Below are 18,324 nucleotides of genomic sequence, written 5' to 3'. Positions count from 1 at the left end.
TTTAGACTATTTTCGACTCGTTTTAATCATAATCTAAAAAAAAAGAAGAAGTAAAGGGTATTTTGTCACACAAAACACCTTTTTTCTTCTTTTGAAGCCGAATTTAATAAGGAGGTGGCTTTTTCTTTTATTAATTGTATTGAAATAATTCTTGCAGTTCTTGCTGTGACAATTCTGTGATCCACTTGTCATTTTGAACTAACTGTTCACTTAGCGCGTATTTTTTCATCATCATATCATCAATCTTTTCTTCAATCGTCCCTAAGGAAATAAATTTATGAATATGGACAAATTTTTGTTGACCAATTCGATATACGCGATCCGTCGCTTGATTTTCGACTGCTGGATTCCACCAACGATCAAAATGAATTACGTGATTCGCGGTTGTTAGGTTCAAACCAACTCCACCTGATCGTAAGGATAAGATGAAAATGGAATGCTGACCAGATTGAAAAGATGCTACCATGTCATCACGCTCTGCTTTTGATAAACCTCCATGCAAGAATAATACATCTTCTTTTAAAGCTCTTTTCAAAGTACGTTTTAGCATGTTCCCTGTTTCAAGATATTGAGTGAAGATTAAGCAGCTTTCATTTTGTAGTTTAATTTGTTTTAGTAGCTCAACTGTCTTCTCAAGCTTAGGTGATCGAGTAATAGCTTGCTTATTAATTGGCTCTTTTAACAACAAAGCAGGGTGGTTACAAAGTAGTTTGAGCTTTGTTAGAAGTTGAAGAACCTGACCGCTTCGTTCAATTCCTTTTTGTTCTTTAAGATCGTTAAGAGTCGAATGAACAAGCTCTTCGTACAGCACTTTTTGTTCAGCTGTTAACTCAATATGCACTTTTTCTTCTTGTTTATCAGGTAGGTCTAAAGCAATTTTTTTATCTGATTTAGTACGTCTTAATAAAATGGGAGAAAGCAATGCTTTTAACTGTTTCGATTTTTTTAGGTCTTGTTCTTTCTCAATTGGAATAACAAATTCTTTCTTAAACCTTTCTAAGCTATCTAGATAACCAGGATTTAGAAAATCAACAATAGACCATAGCTCGGTTAACCGATTTTCGATTGGTGTACCGGTCAGAGCAAATCGATGAGCTGTATTTAATTTTTTAACTGCTTTTGCCTGTTTAGTATGAGGGTTCTTAATATGTTGGGCTTCGTCCAAACATACTGTATCCCAAACTTTCGCTTGAAAAAGTCCGACTTCTTGAGCCACCAATTGATAAGTTGTAATGACTAGATCATAATCACTTATTTCATCTAGACTTGTTGTGTTTTCTGACGCTAATCGGTTTTTACCATAGTGAGTATACACTTTGAGGTAAGGTGAAAATTTACTCAGCTCTTTCTCCCAATTCCCAATCAGTGAAGTTGGGCAAATAAGTAAAAAGGGCTTTTGTGCAGCGGCTAGTTCATTTGCCTTTGTAAAATAACTAATCAACTGAATCGTTTTACCAAGACCCATGTCGTCTGCTAACAAGCCGCCTATCCCTATTTGACGTAGGTGGATTAACCAATTTAATCCTACCTGTTGATAATGGCGCAGTTTTCCTTTAAAAGCAGAAGAAAGTTGGATAGGTGGAAGTGTATGAGCTTGCTTTAATTGATTAACAATTGATTGAGAGTGTGAATTTAAGTAATATTCAATGGGCACGTTATTGCAATCATTATCAAATGAAAAAGGCTGTTTTAGATGCGAACGCAATACTTGATGGACGCTAACGCCTTGTTGCTTTGCTTCTTTTAGCAGCTTTTTCGCTTTTCTGATAAGCGTACTGTCTACATGAATCCATTGACCATCTAATTTTAGCAACTGTTTTTTCTTTTTAATCAAGTCGTTGAGCTCATCTTCCGTTAACCTATGTGAGTCTATAGAAACCGACCATTGAAAGTTTGTTAAAGCTTCTATTCCAAACGAAGACGCTTGGTTTTCTTCATGGACAGCGTGTACTTGAATTCGACCTTTTTTAATTCCTTTCCACCAGCTAGGTAGCTGCATGTGCACACCTTTTTGAATTAATTCATTGCTTTCCTGGGTCAGGAAGTTCCATAGCTCTTCATCAGATAACGTAGGTACTTTTCCTGATAAGGCATGTCGTAAGGTAGGTGATGAGTGCTTAATTCGTTGAACTTCATATAAAATAGCTTTTTCATTTTGATACTCATGAATCATGTCATCACGAATAAGAAAAGGGTCTTGATCGCTATCTGCAGGAATGGCTACTAGCTGAACTTCCCAAAAAGAACCTTCAAATAACGGTTCTTCAAATCGCACAGATACGGTATATTCACTTTGAGGATAAGGGATATTAGCCTCCTCGAGCAGCTGATAAGTATGATTGAGAAAAAGAAATTCAAGCACATTTTTTTCCCAAGTTGAATTGCTATTTACCAATAAAGGCTGTGTTAATCCATCGACAGTTAATAGGTTCTCTTTTAGCTTTAAAGCTCTATTAAAGTAATCCTGAACTTCTTCTGAAAACGTTGGTGTTAATAAGTGTCCTTTTTCAATGGACAAAAAGAATGTGAAGCTATCCCATGCTGACAATAGAATACCACTCTTGCCGTCCAGCTCAAAAGGAGATAGAGTTGTACCGTAATAAGAAGAAGAATGCCATAAAAATAGGGAATTCTTCCATTTGGCTGGCTGTAGAAGCTGTTGGTTTCTGTCGGTGCAGTATAAAAACAACTTATCTTCGTATTTATCAATATGGAGCGTTAGTTCAAATAAATCAAACATCAGCATGAAGCCCTCTTTCTTTTAGTAGCTTTTGAAATAAGGATAGTGATTTTGTTTCACCATGTAAATAGTGTATATAACGATGAAACAACTTCTCTTTATTTGTTTTAATATAAATTTCTTGTAGTTTTAGTAAGTAATCACATGCAAGTGCATAGCTTGTTTTCTTACGCTCTGAAATAAAGTGACTAATAATTTGATGCAGGATTGGAATCGCATAATCTGCACGTTGTTGAATAACATATTCAGCTATTTCACTTGCTTGTTGGGCATCATCAAAGTCTAGCAGTACTTGAAGTTCCATCCATTCTTTTAAATATCCTTTGTTATGTAGATACTGGCTATATTCAATAAAGCTATACGGTAATAAAAGCTGAAGGCACACGATATAAGGATCTTCCTTCTTTATGAGAAGTGCGTATTGTTTAAAAAGGTTCACTAAGATTGAAACCATATTTCGACTTCCTTGATAAGTGGAGGGAACAGTCCTTACATACTCACCCATTTTATTTGAAAGATAGGTTATCCACACTGGCAAGCGCTCCGTTTCTTTTTGAGAAAGCAGTTCCTTTACCCAAGAGATATAGTAAGGAAGCTTTGATAAGTCATCTGGTTTTAGAGTTAGGATAGCACCTTCATCGTTTCCATTTAAAAATAATAAATAGCTACGGGCAATAGTCGCGTGAATAGAGGTAAAAGGTTTAAGAATGGTTAATTCTTTGTTGATCCATTCCTCGTCATTTAATACATTTGCCCATATAACCTCATATAACTTCATCAATTCATATTGTAATGAATCACTTTCATCTAGTAATAAGCGAATAAAAGATAAACTATTTTCAATAATGAATTTCTTATCATCTGGAATGGAACTTAGCTTATTAACTTTAGCTAATTCACTTACTTTATTGGTTAGTTTATAAAGGTGCACATATAAGAAGGATTCTTTTGTGTTAGCAGAGAGCTGAATCTGCTTTAGCTCATCATTAAATTTTAAGACGGCGTATAGACCTCCATATAAAAGAAAAAGGTTTCGTAAGGTCGGTTCAGTTGGAGCTGTCTTAGTTAATGACATAAAAAACTCCTCATATAGATTTTGAAAAATAGAAAGGTTTTTGGTGGATTGTGCTTGCGAGAATTGATCGTATACTATATCAAACTGCTCGATCCACGCCTTAAAAGAAAGATCAATGGAAAGAGAAGAAGGTTTTTTTGGTTGAATGAATAAGCTTGTCTCCCCTGCGCTTCGCCACTCTTGAAATAGTATTGTTAGGGGCTCATATTGGGCCCAAAGAAAGAAAACCAAAGCGAATTGATGTTTGCAAAATTCACCATCATTGCACGTGCACGAGCTTTTGAGTAAGTTGCTTGTATTAATTGTTGTGGTAAATCCATCTACACGGTTAGAGATGGTCTCTGTGTCTTGCTTTATGCCATTGTTTGAAATCTGCTTATATAATTGAAGCCCATCAGCAGCTTTTGCTTTATAAATTGGATTATTGTAGGGAAGAGTAGAAATAAATTTTGATTTTAATTTATAAATAAACTCGGTCATTTGACTCATCCTTTCAAAATGGAAGCGATGTAGAATTTCGTGACAGTTATGATAAGGTTATTATAAAATACATTTATATGAATTGTAACAACCATGAATTTAATGGGAGGTAAATGAAATGACAGTACGTAAAGCAATCATACCAGCTGCAGGATTAGGAACACGATTTTTACCTGCAACGAAAGCGCAACCAAAAGAAATGTTACCGATTGTTGATAAACCAACGATTCAATATATTATTGAAGAGGCAGTAGCTTCTGGTATTGAAGATATTCTAATTATTAGCGGTCGCGGTAAGCGCGCGATTGAAGATCACTTTGATAAATCATATGAATTAGAAGAAACGTTAGCAGCTAAAGAAAAATGGGACATGCTTAAAGAAATCCAAGAAATTTCAAGCTTAGCCAATATTCATTACATTCGCCAAAAGGAACCAAAGGGGTTAGGGCATGCGATTAACTGTGCACAAAGCTTTATTGGTAATGAACCTTTTGCAGTTTTACTCGGTGATGATATTGTACAATCGGAAAAGCCTTGCTTAAAACAACTTATGGATGTTTATGAAGAACACCAATGTACGGTAGTAGGTGTTCAGGAAGTACCTCGTCAAGAAACGAATAAATATGGAATTATTGGAATTGAAGAGTCAATACAAGATGATGTTTTTGAAGTAAATACGTTAGTAGAAAAGCCAAATCCGGCTGATGCACCTTCTACGTACGCAATTATGGGAAGATACATTTTAACACCTGAGATTTTTGATATTTTAAGTCAAGAGAAAATTGGTGCTGGGGGAGAAGTGCAGTTGACAGATGCAATTTTACAACTGAATGAATCTCAGCGCGTGTTGGCTCACTATTTCCAAGGTAATCGCTATGATGTAGGAGATAAGTTTGGTTTTATTAAGGCTACGGTAGATTTTGGTTTGCAAAGAGATGAACTGAAAGAAAAACTAATGGACTACTTTCAAACGATTGTAAAAGACAAATGATTATAGTAGATGAACTAGCGCACTGCAACTAGTGCGTTAGTTCTTTTGGTTTAGAAAAAGCTTAAAAAGATAAATCATTTGTTCGGTGATGAACAAAACAAAACTGATGCATAATATAAATAAGAAGACAATTTGAATAGTGTTTTTATATAAAAGCTATCATGATGCAACAATTTTCGCTATAATATCATGTAGGTTTCATTTATAAAGTATGTCATATAAAGGAGATTTTCTGTAATGGCAAAAAAATTATGTGTAGTTGGCTTAGGGTATATTGGTTTACCGACAGCCGTTATGTTTGCAAATCATGGTTTACAGGTTCACGGCGTTGACGTAAACGAGCATGCAGTCAACTTAATTAAAAATAAACAGCTTCATATAGAAGAGAATGGACTACAAGAGCGCTTAGAAGAAGCAGTCGACGAAGGCTTATTCACGGTTAGTACAAAACCTGAAGAAGCAGATGTATTCATTATTGCAGTACCTTCGCCAATTAATAGTGATAAAACAGCTAATTTAAATTATGTAAGAGAAGCAACCAAATCAATCGTTCCTTATGTTCGTAAAGGGAATTTGGTTATTTTAGAGTCAACAGTTCCTCCTCGTACTGTAGAGGATGTTATGCTACCTGTTTTAAAAGAAACAGGACTAGCGTTTGGAACAGAATTATTTGTGTCTCATTCACCTGAGCGTGTTATTCCAGGTAAGGTATTTGAAGAACTGGTAAACAATGATCGCATTGTGGGTGGAATTAACGAAGAATCAAGTCGATTAACAGTGGAATTATATAAAGTATTCGTAAAAGGCAATATTCACGTAACAGATGCTACAACGGCTGAAATGGTCAAGGTTATTGAAAATACGTACCGCGATGTGAACATTGCTTTCGCGAATGAGTTAGCAAAAATTAGTGAAAAACTAGGTGTTAATGCTTGGGAAGCGATTAAGTTAGCGAACTATCATCCACGTGTAAACATTCATTTACCAGGGCCGGGTGTAGGGGGACACTGTATCGCAGTTGACCCATGGTTCTTAACAGAACTACAACCTGAGTTAGCGAAAATCATTTCTCTTTCTCGCCAAACAAATGATTCAATGCCAGAATATACCGCGCTAAAAGCAAAAAGCATTCTTGATGCAAAAGGCATTCAGCACGGTCGTGTTGCCGTATTAGGCCTAGCATTTAAAGGGAATATTGATGATATGCGTGAAAGTCCATCAACGGATGTATTGGCACATTTAGATAAGTTAAATGTTGATTACACGGCGTTCGACCCGCACATTAAAGAAAATAAAATTGAAAAGCAAACACAAGACTTAGAGGAAGCTGTAGCTCATGCAGACTTAATCTTAATTCTCACAGACCATAACGAATTTAAAGAAATGCTTCCGTCTGCAGTTGAAGATAAAATGCGTACCAAAGCTATCTTTGATACGAAAAATTGTATTCAGCGTGATGCATGGAAACAAGCAGGATTTGATGTTATTTTATTAGGTGATTCTAAAGTTTCTACAATGTAAGCATAATAAAGATAACAATGAAAGACGGGCTATAGCCTGTCTTTCATTACGAATAAACACAAAATTTTAGTATCTTTAAATAGGTGATTTGATGAAAGAGAATATCTTAGGTGTAGATGTATGTCACGACACATATGATGAGTTAGCAGTAAAGCTAATGGAAGATATTAATCAACGTAACACCTCGTTTATTGTAGCCATTAATCCAGAAAAGATCATGAAAGCCCAAGAAGATCAGGAGCTACGTACATTGCTAAATAAAGCAACGTATCAAATTCCAGACGGTATTGGTGTTATTTTGGCTTCTAAGCTTCGCAAAGGTAAAATCCGCGAACGAGTAACGGGAATTGATATGATGATGAAGCTTTGTGAAACAGCTGCTGTAGAAGGCAAGAAAATCTTCTTGTATGGTGCCAAGCCAGGCATAGCTGAAGAGGCGAAAGTCAAGCTAGAAGAGAAGTTTCCAGGTATTCAAATTGTGGGTGTACTTGATGGTTATGAAAAAGACGAGCATGTAATTGAAACAACTATTAATGAATCAAAAGCAGAGATCGTTTTTGTTGCATTAGGAAGCCCAGCACAAGAAAACTGGATTTTAGCAAACAAAGATCATTTATACCCTTCCGTTTACCAAGGGGTAGGAGGATCGTTTGATGTAATTTCTGGTCGCTTAAACCGTGCTCCAGAATTTTTTCAACGATTCGGGTTAGAATGGTTATATCGCTTAATAAAAGAGCCATGGCGTTTAAAAAGACAACTAGCACTACCAAAGTTCTTACTTAAAGCGCTAAAAGGATAATAAAAAAGAGAGCCTAGGCAAAAGGCTCTCTTTTTTATTACGCTTCTTTTTTATCTTTAATTTCTTCTGTTAGCTGATCTAAGCTGTGACGAACGTTTCCTTTTCCAGAGAAGTTTTCAATCAATTCTTTAACATCTAACCCAGATGAAGCTTTTAACGATTCTTGTAAAGTAGACATTAGGTTGGTAGCATAGCCAGTTACTTTATTGGCACCGCCATTTTCACCTGAGCTACCTGTATCAACGACTGTAATCTTATCAATATTAGATAAAGGTGCAGCAACTTGCTTCGCATATTCTGGTAGCATTTTGATAATCATATCCAATATAGCTGCTTGACCGAACTGTTCAAACGCTTCTGCGACTTTTTGTTTTGCTTCCGCTTCTGCAAGTCCTTTTAAACGAATAATTTCTGCTTCTGATTCACCCTGAGCACGCTCAGCATCCGCTTTTGCAAGACCATCAATACGAACGCGTTCAGCTTCTGCTTTAGCCATTGTTTCAACACGATACTTATTTGCATCCGCTTCTGCAAGTTGCTTCGCTTTTTCAGCAGCAGCAGCCTGCTCAACTGCGTAGCGATCCGCATCTGCTTTCTTTTTAACTTCAGAATCATATTGGCGTTCACGACGAAGAATTTCTTTTTCTTCTAACTCAATTTGTTTTTGACGCTCAATGATACGAATTTGCATTTCATGTTCTGTTACTTCCTGTTTTGCACGAGCTGTTTCTAAATCATATGCTTGGTCAGCACGAGCTTTTGCAATATCTTGTTCACGGCGGTATTCAGCCGTTTTTAATTGGTTTGCTTTTTCGGCTTCCGCAATTTCAGTATTTCGCTCTAGTTCCGCTTTTTGAGCATCTTTGTGTGCTTCTGCGCGCTTGATTCTCGTTTCTTTTTCAGCTTCAGCAGTAGCAATGTCAGCGTCACGTTTTACTTGGGCGATACGAGGTTTACCAAGGGATTCTAAGTATCCATTTTTATCACGTACATCCTTGATTGTAAATGAGACGATAACAAGCCCCATTTTTGCTAAGTCTTGAGAGGCTACGCGCTGTACTTCTTGTGAAAATTTCTCTCGATTTTTATAAATTTCTTCCACAGTCATTGATCCTAAAATCGAACGTAAATGTCCTTCAAGAACTTCACGCGCTTCCGTTTCACGATCTTCTTTTGCTTTACCTAAGAACTGTTCAGCTGCTGTAGCAATTTCTGATATAGAACCGCCTATTTTAATAATAGATACACCATCGGCCATCACGGGTACACCTTGTTCTGTATATACTTCAGGTGTTGATACTTCTAATTTACTTGATAATAAACTCAATGGTTCAGCTTGTTGAAATACGGGTAATACAAATGTACCTCCGCCTCGAACAATTTTGATTCTATTTCCAGATTCATCAACGTGAACATTCTTTGATCCTAAATAGCTACCTGTGACAATCAGTGCTTCATCAGGACCTGCAGTACGATATTTGGTAATAAATACTCCAATCAATACGATTAATAAAAAGACAACGATTCCAGCAATAATAAAAATGGACATAAATATCCTCCTCTTGATTATGAATTTGGTAGTGTGTAGTTGGTCGATTCGTAAGTAACAACAACCGCATTTCCGTTTTTGATTTCAACAATCAATACTTTGGTACCTGACAAAATTTCTTGATTTTTTAAGCTAATAGCTGGTTTTGAAATAGTACCACTTACGTCTTTAACAACAACTTCACCGTATCCGTCAATAGGAATAGGAATGATGAGTTCGCCAATTCGGCCTTGAAGAGATGACTCTGTAAAAGCAATTGATTCTTCAGCAGATGATAAAGGAATAAGAACAAAAATATTAAGTAGTGTTACGAGTAATAGGGCAATAATTGCAGAGACAATCAGATTTAAAATACTAGAAAATAGCTGTAATTGTTCTAAGATATAGCCGCTTGCACTGAAGATTGTAAAAAAGGAAAAAATGAGCGTAGGATTTAATCCAGGAATACCCTCAAATAATGCATCTAGTACGTCACCGAATAAAATGTATAAAAAGGTAAGGGTACCAAAACCAATTAGCGTGTAAAGGTAAATTGTCTGAATAGGTACCGAGAACAGTTCCAATTTGAAAACCTCCCTTCATTTAATTCTTATAAAAGGTAATACGCTCAAAAAATGGAAAAGTTTCATTTTTTATAAAAATAATAATTTTTTTTCAACTTTAAGGTTGAGATGATGCAGTAGATAAGCAATTGGTTCATTCATCCATTCGAATGTTCGTATATTTGCAAAGACGGTTAAATACAATAGATAGGGTGTTGGTTAGCAAGAGAAAGATAGAAGAAAAATATAAGAGTGCAGGTGTGTATTAAATGATAGATACATAGAAAAAGTTAGTTTAAGCTTTATAAAGACAAATTCTTATTTAAGTAGTAAAATCAATATGGTATAATCCAGTTTAGGAGAAAACTAGTCAAAAAATTTTGTGCAATAGCTCGCTCATATGTAATATTATCCAAATCTAAATAACAGTAACATTTACTGCGATTTTGGTTAACATAAACCTGAGGAGGGTCTACATGTTATATTTGACCTTGTTTATTTGTTTTATTTCGTCTATTTTAGTCACTCCGCTTGTTAAAAAATTAGCATTTAAAATAGGTGCAACAGATAAGCCAAATCAACGAAAAGTTCACCAGAAAATTATGCCTCGTCTTGGAGGATTAGCAATATTTATTAGTTTTTTAATCGGTTATTTCCTTTTACAACCAACTAGCCCTTACGCTTTAGCAATTATCATCGGAAGTTTTATCATCATTATCACAGGTGTGTTGGATGATATGATGGAACTTTCAGCAAAAATTAAGCTAGGCGGTCAATTGCTTGCAGCATTAATCGTGGTGGTATATGGCGGTGTACAAGTTCAGTATATCAACCTTCCTTTTAACGGCAGTCTTGAGTTTGGCGTTTTGAGTATTCCTCTTACTATCATTTGGATTGTAGGGATTACCAATGCCATCAACTTAATTGACGGATTAGATGGTCTTGCAGCTGGAGTTTCTTCAATTGTGTTAATTACAATTTCAGGAATGGCCATTATGATGAACGACGTGTTCGTAACGAGTATGGGCTTTATCCTGTTAGGCAGTACGCTTGGGTTCTTGTTTTATAATTTTCATCCTGCCAAAATCTTTATGGGAGATACAGGGGCACTGTTCTTAGGGTACATGATTTCGGTTTTATCTCTGTTAGGATTTAAAAATGTTACGTTAATTTCATTGATTGTACCCGTTATTATTCTCGGTGTACCGATTTCAGACACGTTCTTTGCAATTATTCGCCGTATCGTTAAAAATCAGCCGCTTTCGGCTCCTGACAAGTCGCACCTGCATCACTGCCTGTTGCGCTTAGGGTACAGCCATCGCCAAACAGTTTTAATTATTTACGGTATGAGTGCAATCTTTGGCCTAGCAGCGGTTATCTTTTCTCAGGTACAAACCATGTGGGGATCGTTCCTCGTTCTCGCCATTTTAATTTTTGCAATTGAAATTATTGTGGAGAAAATTGGTCTGGTAGATAAAACATATCGACCACTACTCAATATGTTTCAAGCTCTGCGATATAAATAAAAAAAGCCTGTCGGCTCGGCCGACAGGCTTTTTTCTATTCTTTGCTTTCTTCGTCTAGACCTAAATGTTCGTGTAGCGTATCGCTTACTTCTTGAACAGCCATATCATCCAAGTCATAATAATAAACCCCATTAATCGTATCATCTGTCCCAGCAAGGTTTAATGTTTCAATCTCAATATTTTTTGAAGCGTAATCGTAGAACGAAAGCATCTCGCCAAACATTAAGTTTGTTTTCATGTTATCACCAACAGCTTCGATTAAGTTACCATACTTTGTCATAGACCCAATTGACGACGCTTCCTTAGCGATAGCTTGCATAAGCTGCTGCTGTCGCTTGCCTCGTTCAATGTCACTATCTTGTTTTCTTGTTCGAGCAATGGCTAGTGCTTCTTCACCGTTTAAGTGCTGTTTACCAGCTTTTAGTACGACCCCTTCATGATGGTCACTAGAGTCTTTTTCTTTTAAGTCGTAAGGTACATCAAATTCGATGCCTCCTAAAGAATCAACAATTTCAGTAAAAGCCTGAAAATTAAGCTTTACATAGTAGTCTACGGGAACATCGAATAGCTCTTCAACTGTTTCGACCGTTGCTTTCGGTCCACCATATGCATGAGCATGCGTAATCTTATCTTTTTTGCTGACTTCTGGAATATATACACGAGAGTCGCGAGGAATACTCACAAGCTTCACCGTTTTTTCTTTTTCGTTTAGCGTCGCTAAAATTAGTGCATCTGTACGAGCGGATTTCCCGAAATTTCGCGATTCGCTGTCATCAACCCCCATAAATAAAATGGAGATGTTGTCTTTCTTAGGGTCGATTTTTCGATCGCGCATCGGTGAAGAGTCACGATCTCCTAAGCTTTGAAATGAATCAGATGCAACGCTTTTTGCTTTAGCGAACAAATAAGAGCCGTACGCCGTAGCGGATAATCCAATGATTAAGATTGGCAAAAGAAAAAAAGAAAGCAATCTTCTTTTTCGCTTTTTTCGATTTACTCGTTTTTCAAAACGCCTATGCTGAGCCATATACGTTCTCCTTTAGTTTAGTAAGTTTTTACATAATTTTATTGTTTGTTGTTAGAATTCAATTTAAACGGTATGGTTTCAATATTACCTTATATTTTAGTAAGGAAAAGAACGACGCACTGTGACTCAGTGCGCTGTCTTTCATTTTACAATGTTTTTAATTCACAGTAAATAATTCATTATATCTCTTCTTCTAAATAGGTCACTTCGCCTGCTGAAATGTCTGCTTGGCCATTTGTAAGTTCCGTCATCCATGCTGTAAATGCATCTTTTTGACTCTCTTCGACAAATGTATCTACAATCACGTTATCTGCATAATGAATTTCTTTTAAGGCATAAGGTGAATTGCGTAATTCATTTTCTAGCTTGCCAAGCCACGTATAATCGACTTTTGTATGCATGATTTGCATAAGTGTACATTTTACGATGCCAATGTTTGTAAGGCCTTCAGATACTGAGTTGCTATATGCGCGAACGAGTCCTCCAGCCCCAAGTTTAATGCCGCCAAAATAACGCGTTACTACCACAACAGTATCCTTTAGCTCTTTTCGCTTCAGTACTTCAAGCATTGGTACACCGGCAGTACCACTAGGCTCACCGTCATCATTAGCTTTTTGAAACTGATCCCGCTCTCCGATTAAATAGGCAGAACAGTTGTGGTTTGCGCTCCAATGTTCTTTTTTTATCCCTTGAATAAAGTCTTGTGCTTCTTTTTCCGTTGTCACACGCTTTGCATGGCAGATAAAGCGCGATTTTTGAATCACAATTTCATGTGCACCAGACTGTTTTACAGTATAATATTGAGGTAACAAGGTAGTAAAATGCCTCCTGTTTATATGATTTTATGTGTTTATTAAAGAAAAGTGGGTAATAGGTAATTAAAATTAAGAATAAAAGCAATTTTTTCTTATCTCACTTATTATAAAGCTTCAAAACTGATACATCAATTTGGAGCCTTGAATTGTTACAGTGTTGTAAAGTATTTATCAATGATAATGGACAGACTAACTAAACCAAAAGTTTTAAAAAAATAATCACATAAATGTTACGAATGACATGTAATTGTTAAACGAAACAGGATGTTTGTCCCTGTTAATGGTGAGATAGAAATGGTAGTCTTTTGGAGTAGAGTGTATATCATGCATGAAAAAAGTAGTGAGCAAAGATGTACACCAAAAGAACTTATTCTATTCTAATATAAGAAAAACAAGAAGGTATCTCATATGTTTTTCTATAGCCATGCTGTTTCTATAGATGCTGTCTTAATCATGTAAACTGGAGTCTATCCAGATTTCCTCGCAGTTCAAGTAAGTCGTACGAGAAAGCGTAATAACGTATTGGCATTTCTTCGAATGTGAGTGTAAGCTTGAGGTGAACAAATGTCAAAACATAAATTAACAAGTAAAATGTTAGATGAAATATTAGACAAAATCATTGGCACAGTTGGAAATAGTAAAGATGAAGTATATCGCTTATCTGAAAGTGCACGACAGGAATATGAAGAGATAAAAGAAGAACTAGAAGGTTTAAAAGCCAAAGTTTTGCATGTTATTGAACAAGGAGATCGCTTAGAGGCTCAGGCACGTTTAGCACGAAAGCGCTTAGCTGAGGTAAGTAAGCATTTTCAAATTTATTCTGAGCCAGAGGTGAAAGATGCCTACGAAAAGGCTCATGAACTGCAAACAAAGCTTTTGATGAATCAGCAGTCAGAACACCAGCTTAGAAGTAGGCGAGATGAACTTGAGCGTCGATTGATGTCGTTGGAAGAAACCATTAAGCGTGCAGATCACCTGGTAGGACAGATTTCAGTAGTATTAAACTATTTAACCAGCGATTTGAAGCAAGTTGGAGAAATTGTTGAAGATGCTATTCAAAAAGAGTATTTTGGCTTTCGGATTATTGAAGCACAAGAGGAAGAGCGGAAAAGATTATCCCGTGAAATTCATGATGGTCCAGCACAAATGCTAGCTAACGTGATGATGAGGTCGGAATTAATTGAGCGTATTTACCGAGAGCGCAGTGCTCAGGAAGCTATGGATGAAATTCGAGATTTACGAAAAATGGTGCGTTCAGCACTTTATGAAGTGCGAAGAATTATTTACGACTTAAGACCAATGGCATTGGATGATCTCGGGTTAATTCCAACACTTAGAAAATATTTAGATACGATTGAAGACTATAATGACGGTAAACCACGCATTACTTTCATTTCGATTGGACAAGAAAAACGTACTGCGTCAAAGCTGGAAGTAGCACTGTTTCGACTTGTACAAGAAGCTGTTACAAATGCGTTAAAGCATGCGGATGCCTCGGAAGTTCAAGTGAAAATTGAGTTTAATAACGAACAAGCAATTTTACTTGTAAAAGATGATGGATGTGGCTTTGATCAAAATCAAAAAAAAGAAAATTCCTTTGGTTTAATTGGAATGAAGGAAAGAGTAGATTTGTTGGGTGGAAGCATTGCTGTCCATTCAAAATTAAATCAAGGTACACTTGTTATGATTAAAGTACCGATTCTAAATAAATAATAAAAATAACAATAACATCAAATTAATATAGTAAATAACTATTCACTGTTAGATTTGGGGAGGAACCGAACATGCAAACAAGAATTGTCATCATTGATGACCATCAATTATTCCGCGAAGGAGTAAAACGTATTTTAGATTTTGAAAAAGATTTTGAAGTAGTAGCAGAAGGTGACGATGGTAACGAAGCGATTGGTCTTGTTGAAGAACATCAACCTGACGTTGTTATCATGGATATCAATATGCCAGCTGTAAATGGTGTTGAAGCAACAAAGCAGCTAGTAGAGATGAATCCAGATACGAAAGTTATCATTTTATCTATTCATGATGATGAAACATATGTGACTCATGCACTTCAAACAGGAGCAAGAGGCTACCTATTAAAAGAAATGGATGCAGATGCATTAATTGAAGCTGTTAAAGTGGTAGCAGAAGGTGGATCTTACCTACACCCGAAGGTAACGCATAGCCTAGTAAAAGAATATCGTCGACTGGCAGCTCAAGGTCAATCATCTTCATATCCACATGAGCCAATTGAAATCCGTCGTCCACTTCACTTATTAACTCGCCGTGAATGTGAAGTACTCCAGCTTTTAGCTGATGGAAAGAGCAACCGTGGAATTGGTGAAGCTCTATATATTAGTGAAAAAACAGTTAAAAATCATGTAAGTAATATCTTACAAAAGATGAACGTAAACGACCGTACGCAAGCCGTTGTTGTAGCAATTAAAAACGGTTGGGTAGAAGTACGATAACAAAAAAGCTCCGCATACATTTGTATGCGGAGCTTTTTTAGGTGAAAAGACATATGAAAAGCAAAAAAAAGTAGCCGATACATACCGTAGAGAACATATGTCGTAAAGCGACTTAATGGAGCGTGAATCTATGAAAATTCAACAGTCATCCCATTCGTTGCATCACGCGATTGCGCCTTCGGCAACTACAGTTGCAACAGAAGATACGCTGCAAGGAATAGTTAAGGAAGTAATGAATGAAAAAGAGGTGCTTATGCAGGTAAAGGGACGTGAAGTACCCGTTTGGCTAGACCAGCCAGTACGTAAAAATGATCATATTAAAATAAAAGTAACGCATATAAAAGAAGGTTATATAGAAGGACAAGTTTTATCGAAAACACCAACAGAGTTTTTTGAAGAACCGGTTACAAGGCCAAATATGGCAGCTCCTTCAGAACAAGTACAAAAAGCTGCTCAAAGACTTAGAAATGCTGGATATCGAATAACAGAATCTTCGATAGTAGCACTTGAACGTTTTTTTACTATAATAAATCGCTCAGCTTCACAAACAGATGAAACGATTTCTGCTCTTGTGAATAAAGAGTTAGAAGTGACGGTAACGCATCTTACTGCCATTGATGAAGCTCTTCACGGTGATGGATTAAAGGAGCTTTTTAAAGAAGCGGTTACCAATCGACCGAATTTGTCATTAGAGCTACAGGTTAAGGTTGAAGAAGCTTTAAAAAGTGTAAAAGGAGCGACTCAATCGTCTTTTAACCAAGAGGAAATCAGCGTACTGCTTCAACGTCTAAAAACAGGTGATAACGTAGAGAGTATTCTTCAGCAATTAAAAAAGGTAGAAGAAATACCTAAGAATATCGTAGAGCAATTACAGCGTATTTTTCGAACGAGTCAAGAAGTCACAGCGAGCATTCTTAAAGAGTTGAATCGAGACGACCTGCTGAAAAACATGCCCCTAACTAAACAAGAAATGCAGGCTTTGCTTCTTGAATTAAAGAGTAGCGGTGTATCGCAAGAAGTTCAGAGAAAGCTACTAGAAGGCTTAAAGCTGCAAGAACTTGTTCTTCAGCGCACCATTGATTTGGTAACAGCGTTACAAACAAAACAAGTAGATATAAAAAATGTTCAAGAAGTACTTCATTTGGCTATGCGTAAGTTTAGTCGTGAGCCGAATATAAAAGTTGCTCTTGAGCACCTTTCCAATCAAGTGTTACCAGTTTTAATAGCTCATCCGGAACACGCTGAAAAAGTAAGTGAAGCTCTTGTTGAGGCAAGTAAATTAGCAGATCAGCATAAAGAAATGGCTGCTAGAAAGCAAATAAATGAAGTTATATTGGCCATTAGCGAGAGTTCTGAGCAATCATCAGCAAAAGACCTACCTTTTCATGCTGCTACAAAAGATGTAGTTGTAACGGTTGTGACAGAAAAACTTGCGCATATCACAAAAGAATTTAAAAATATACAGCAGCAAGTAAATCGTCAGCTTCTCAATGTGTCGGATTTGCTTCAAGAATCAGCACCTTCAGCAAGAATGAAGGCTTCACAACTGTTAGAAGCAACCGTTAAGCAGCTAGATAAAGCGATTTTACAAAGTGATTTCATGTTATATGCTGATATGAAGTCTGAAAAAGAAATGTTGAAGGCTAGTCAGCTTCTTCAAGAAGCCAAACGTCTATTAGCACAAGGGGATCGCTCTCAAGCTCACAGCTTAGTTATGCAAATTAAAGAGATGATTAAAGGAATGGACTATAAGCCTTCTCACCAAAAGATGCTGCATTTTGTTCAAGACGATTTGTTTTCAAAAGCTGCTTTACCAGGAATTAGCATCGTTGATGAGTCAGAAATAGGAGCTAGAGATATCTATGAAACGGTAAAGAGATTGGGGTTTCAGCGTGAAAAAGAGGCATTACATGTATTACAAGGACAACAGCAAGCATCCACAGCTGATGTTAAAAGTGGTCTGTTAAAAGGAGAATATGTGGGCGTGTCGGCTCAAACAACTGATTCAGCCCTTCAGCATATTACAGGACAGCAGCTCTTAAATAAGCAGGATTCCTCATCAGCGCAGCAGCTTTATATGCAGATACCTTTTACGTTAAAAGGTGAAATAGGAACCATGAAAGTATTTGTTCAGTCAAATAAGCAGCATGAAAAAATTGACTGGGAAAATACAAGCTTATACTTTCTATTTGAGACGAAGCAACTCGGTGAAATTGGCGTGATGTTAAAAGCAGCAGATCGTAATTTGTCCATTTCATTTGAAACGAACAGTGACGTTTTTGTATCAAACGCTGATACGGTTGTGGATGAATTAAAGGATAAAATTACAGCAATTGGTTACGCAATTACAGGGGTCTCCTATTCAGAGTTACGAAAAGGAAGCGAAGAAGAAGTGAAAGCACCAATTAAGAAACAAATCCCGCTTCTGTCAATGAAAGGATTTGATTATTCAATATGAACTATCAGTATATTAATACAGGGAATAGAAGGCAAAAGAGAGGACCTTCTGCAACAGTTATTCGCTATGAGCAAGGGGAAGGAGCACCAAAAGTCGTTGCGCAAGGTTCAGGTTTGACGGCAAATCGAATTCTTAGTCTTGCAAAGCAACATGATATTCCTCTGCAAGAAGACGAAACGCTTCTGACAAATTTGATGGATATTGAGCTAGGAGATCAAATCCCCCCACAGCTATACGGAGTTATTGCTGAAATTCTTTTATTTGTAAAAAAAGTCGAGGACATGAATGAAAATGGCTACTAGACGTGCCGATAAGTAAAAAAAGGACTACACA

Annotated in this window: 14 protein-coding genes; 8 read left to right on the top strand and 6 right to left on the bottom strand. The window is 36.7% G+C overall.

What is annotated here, in order from left to right; all coding sequences use genetic code 11:
- Positions 1-130: 130 nt before the first annotated feature.
- Together NIZ91_20365 and NIZ91_20360 are read right to left on the bottom strand one after the other, a co-directional pair.
- Positions 131-2,746, bottom strand: coding sequence for a DEAD/DEAH box helicase (locus tag NIZ91_20365; protein ID USY55023.1), 2,616 nt, complete (start codon positions 2,744-2,746; stop codon positions 131-133).
- Entirely contained in the window at positions 2,733-4,295 is a 1,563-nt protein-coding gene (locus NIZ91_20360; protein ID USY55022.1) for a hypothetical protein, read from the bottom strand. Before NIZ91_20360 ends, NIZ91_20365 begins: the two co-directional genes overlap by 14 nt.
- 118 nt (positions 4,296-4,413) lie before the next feature.
- Between NIZ91_20360 and galU the strand changes: the two genes are divergently transcribed.
- From galU to NIZ91_20345, 3 genes are all read left to right on the top strand, one after another.
- The gene (galU, locus tag NIZ91_20355) at positions 4,414-5,286 is read left to right on the top strand and encodes a UTP--glucose-1-phosphate uridylyltransferase GalU (protein ID USY55021.1); all 873 of its coding nucleotides are present in this window, start codon (positions 4,414-4,416) and stop codon (positions 5,284-5,286) included.
- Positions 5,287-5,523: 237 nt separating this feature from the next.
- Complete coding sequence (locus tag NIZ91_20350; protein ID USY55020.1) at positions 5,524-6,807, top strand: nucleotide sugar dehydrogenase; 1,284 nt, start codon at positions 5,524-5,526, stop codon at positions 6,805-6,807.
- A 91-nt stretch (positions 6,808-6,898) separates the two neighbouring features.
- On the top strand, positions 6,899-7,606 hold the full coding sequence (locus tag NIZ91_20345) for a WecB/TagA/CpsF family glycosyltransferase (GenBank protein ID USY55019.1): 708 nt from the start codon (positions 6,899-6,901) through the stop codon (positions 7,604-7,606).
- 37 nt (positions 7,607-7,643) lie between these two features.
- On the opposite strand, the gene NIZ91_20340 is transcribed toward NIZ91_20345, so the two are convergent.
- Both NIZ91_20340 and NIZ91_20335 read right to left on the bottom strand, forming a co-directional pair.
- Entirely contained in the window at positions 7,644-9,161 is a 1,518-nt protein-coding gene (locus tag NIZ91_20340) for a flotillin family protein (GenBank protein ID USY57248.1), read from the bottom strand.
- A gap of 11 nt (positions 9,162-9,172) precedes the next feature.
- A complete protein-coding gene (locus tag NIZ91_20335) occupies positions 9,173-9,718 on the bottom strand; it encodes a YqiJ family protein (GenBank protein ID USY55018.1) in 546 nt (181 codons plus the stop codon).
- A 455-nt stretch (positions 9,719-10,173) separates the two neighbouring features.
- Between NIZ91_20335 and NIZ91_20330 the strand changes: the two genes are divergently transcribed.
- The gene (locus NIZ91_20330; GenBank protein USY55017.1) at positions 10,174-11,223 is read left to right on the top strand and encodes an undecaprenyl/decaprenyl-phosphate alpha-N-acetylglucosaminyl 1-phosphate transferase; all 1,050 of its coding nucleotides are present in this window, start codon (positions 10,174-10,176) and stop codon (positions 11,221-11,223) included.
- A gap of 34 nt (positions 11,224-11,257) precedes the next feature.
- On the opposite strand, the gene NIZ91_20325 is transcribed toward NIZ91_20330, so the two are convergent.
- Positions 11,258-12,250, bottom strand: coding sequence for an LCP family protein (locus NIZ91_20325; GenBank protein ID USY55016.1), 993 nt, complete (start codon positions 12,248-12,250; stop codon positions 11,258-11,260).
- A gap of 179 nt (positions 12,251-12,429) precedes the next feature.
- Positions 12,430-13,062, bottom strand: a complete 633-nt coding sequence (locus NIZ91_20320) for a YigZ family protein (GenBank protein USY55015.1) — start codon at positions 13,060-13,062, stop codon at positions 12,430-12,432.
- Positions 13,063-13,629: 567 nt separating this feature from the next.
- On the opposite strand from NIZ91_20320, the gene NIZ91_20315 reads away from it, so the two are divergent.
- The 4 genes from NIZ91_20315 (at position 13,630) to NIZ91_20300 (ending at position 18,293) form a co-directional block, all read left to right on the top strand.
- Positions 13,630-14,778 carry a sensor histidine kinase gene (locus tag NIZ91_20315; GenBank protein USY55014.1) on the top strand — a complete coding sequence of 383 codons (1,149 nt, stop codon included), beginning with the start codon at positions 13,630-13,632 and terminating at the stop codon, positions 14,776-14,778.
- 71 nt (positions 14,779-14,849) lie between these two features.
- A complete protein-coding gene (locus NIZ91_20310; GenBank protein ID USY55013.1) occupies positions 14,850-15,533 on the top strand; it encodes a response regulator transcription factor in 684 nt (227 codons plus the stop codon).
- 130 nt (positions 15,534-15,663) lie between these two features.
- Positions 15,664-17,991, top strand: coding sequence for a hypothetical protein (locus NIZ91_20305; GenBank protein USY55012.1), 2,328 nt, complete (start codon positions 15,664-15,666; stop codon positions 17,989-17,991).
- Positions 17,988-18,293, top strand: coding sequence for an EscU/YscU/HrcU family type III secretion system export apparatus switch protein (locus NIZ91_20300; GenBank protein USY55011.1), 306 nt, complete (start codon positions 17,988-17,990; stop codon positions 18,291-18,293). The genes NIZ91_20305 and NIZ91_20300 overlap by 4 nt, the downstream gene beginning before the upstream one ends.
- The last annotated feature ends 31 nt before the right edge of the window (positions 18,294-18,324 follow it).

Origin of the sequence: Bacillus sp. 1780r2a1 (assembly GCA_024134725.1) — a bacterium.
Lineage (GTDB): Bacteria > Bacillota > Bacilli > Bacillales > Bacillaceae_H > Priestia > Priestia aryabhattai_A.
Note: the sequence above shows the minus strand (reverse complement) of the source record. Positions and strands in the feature narration are given on the sequence as shown.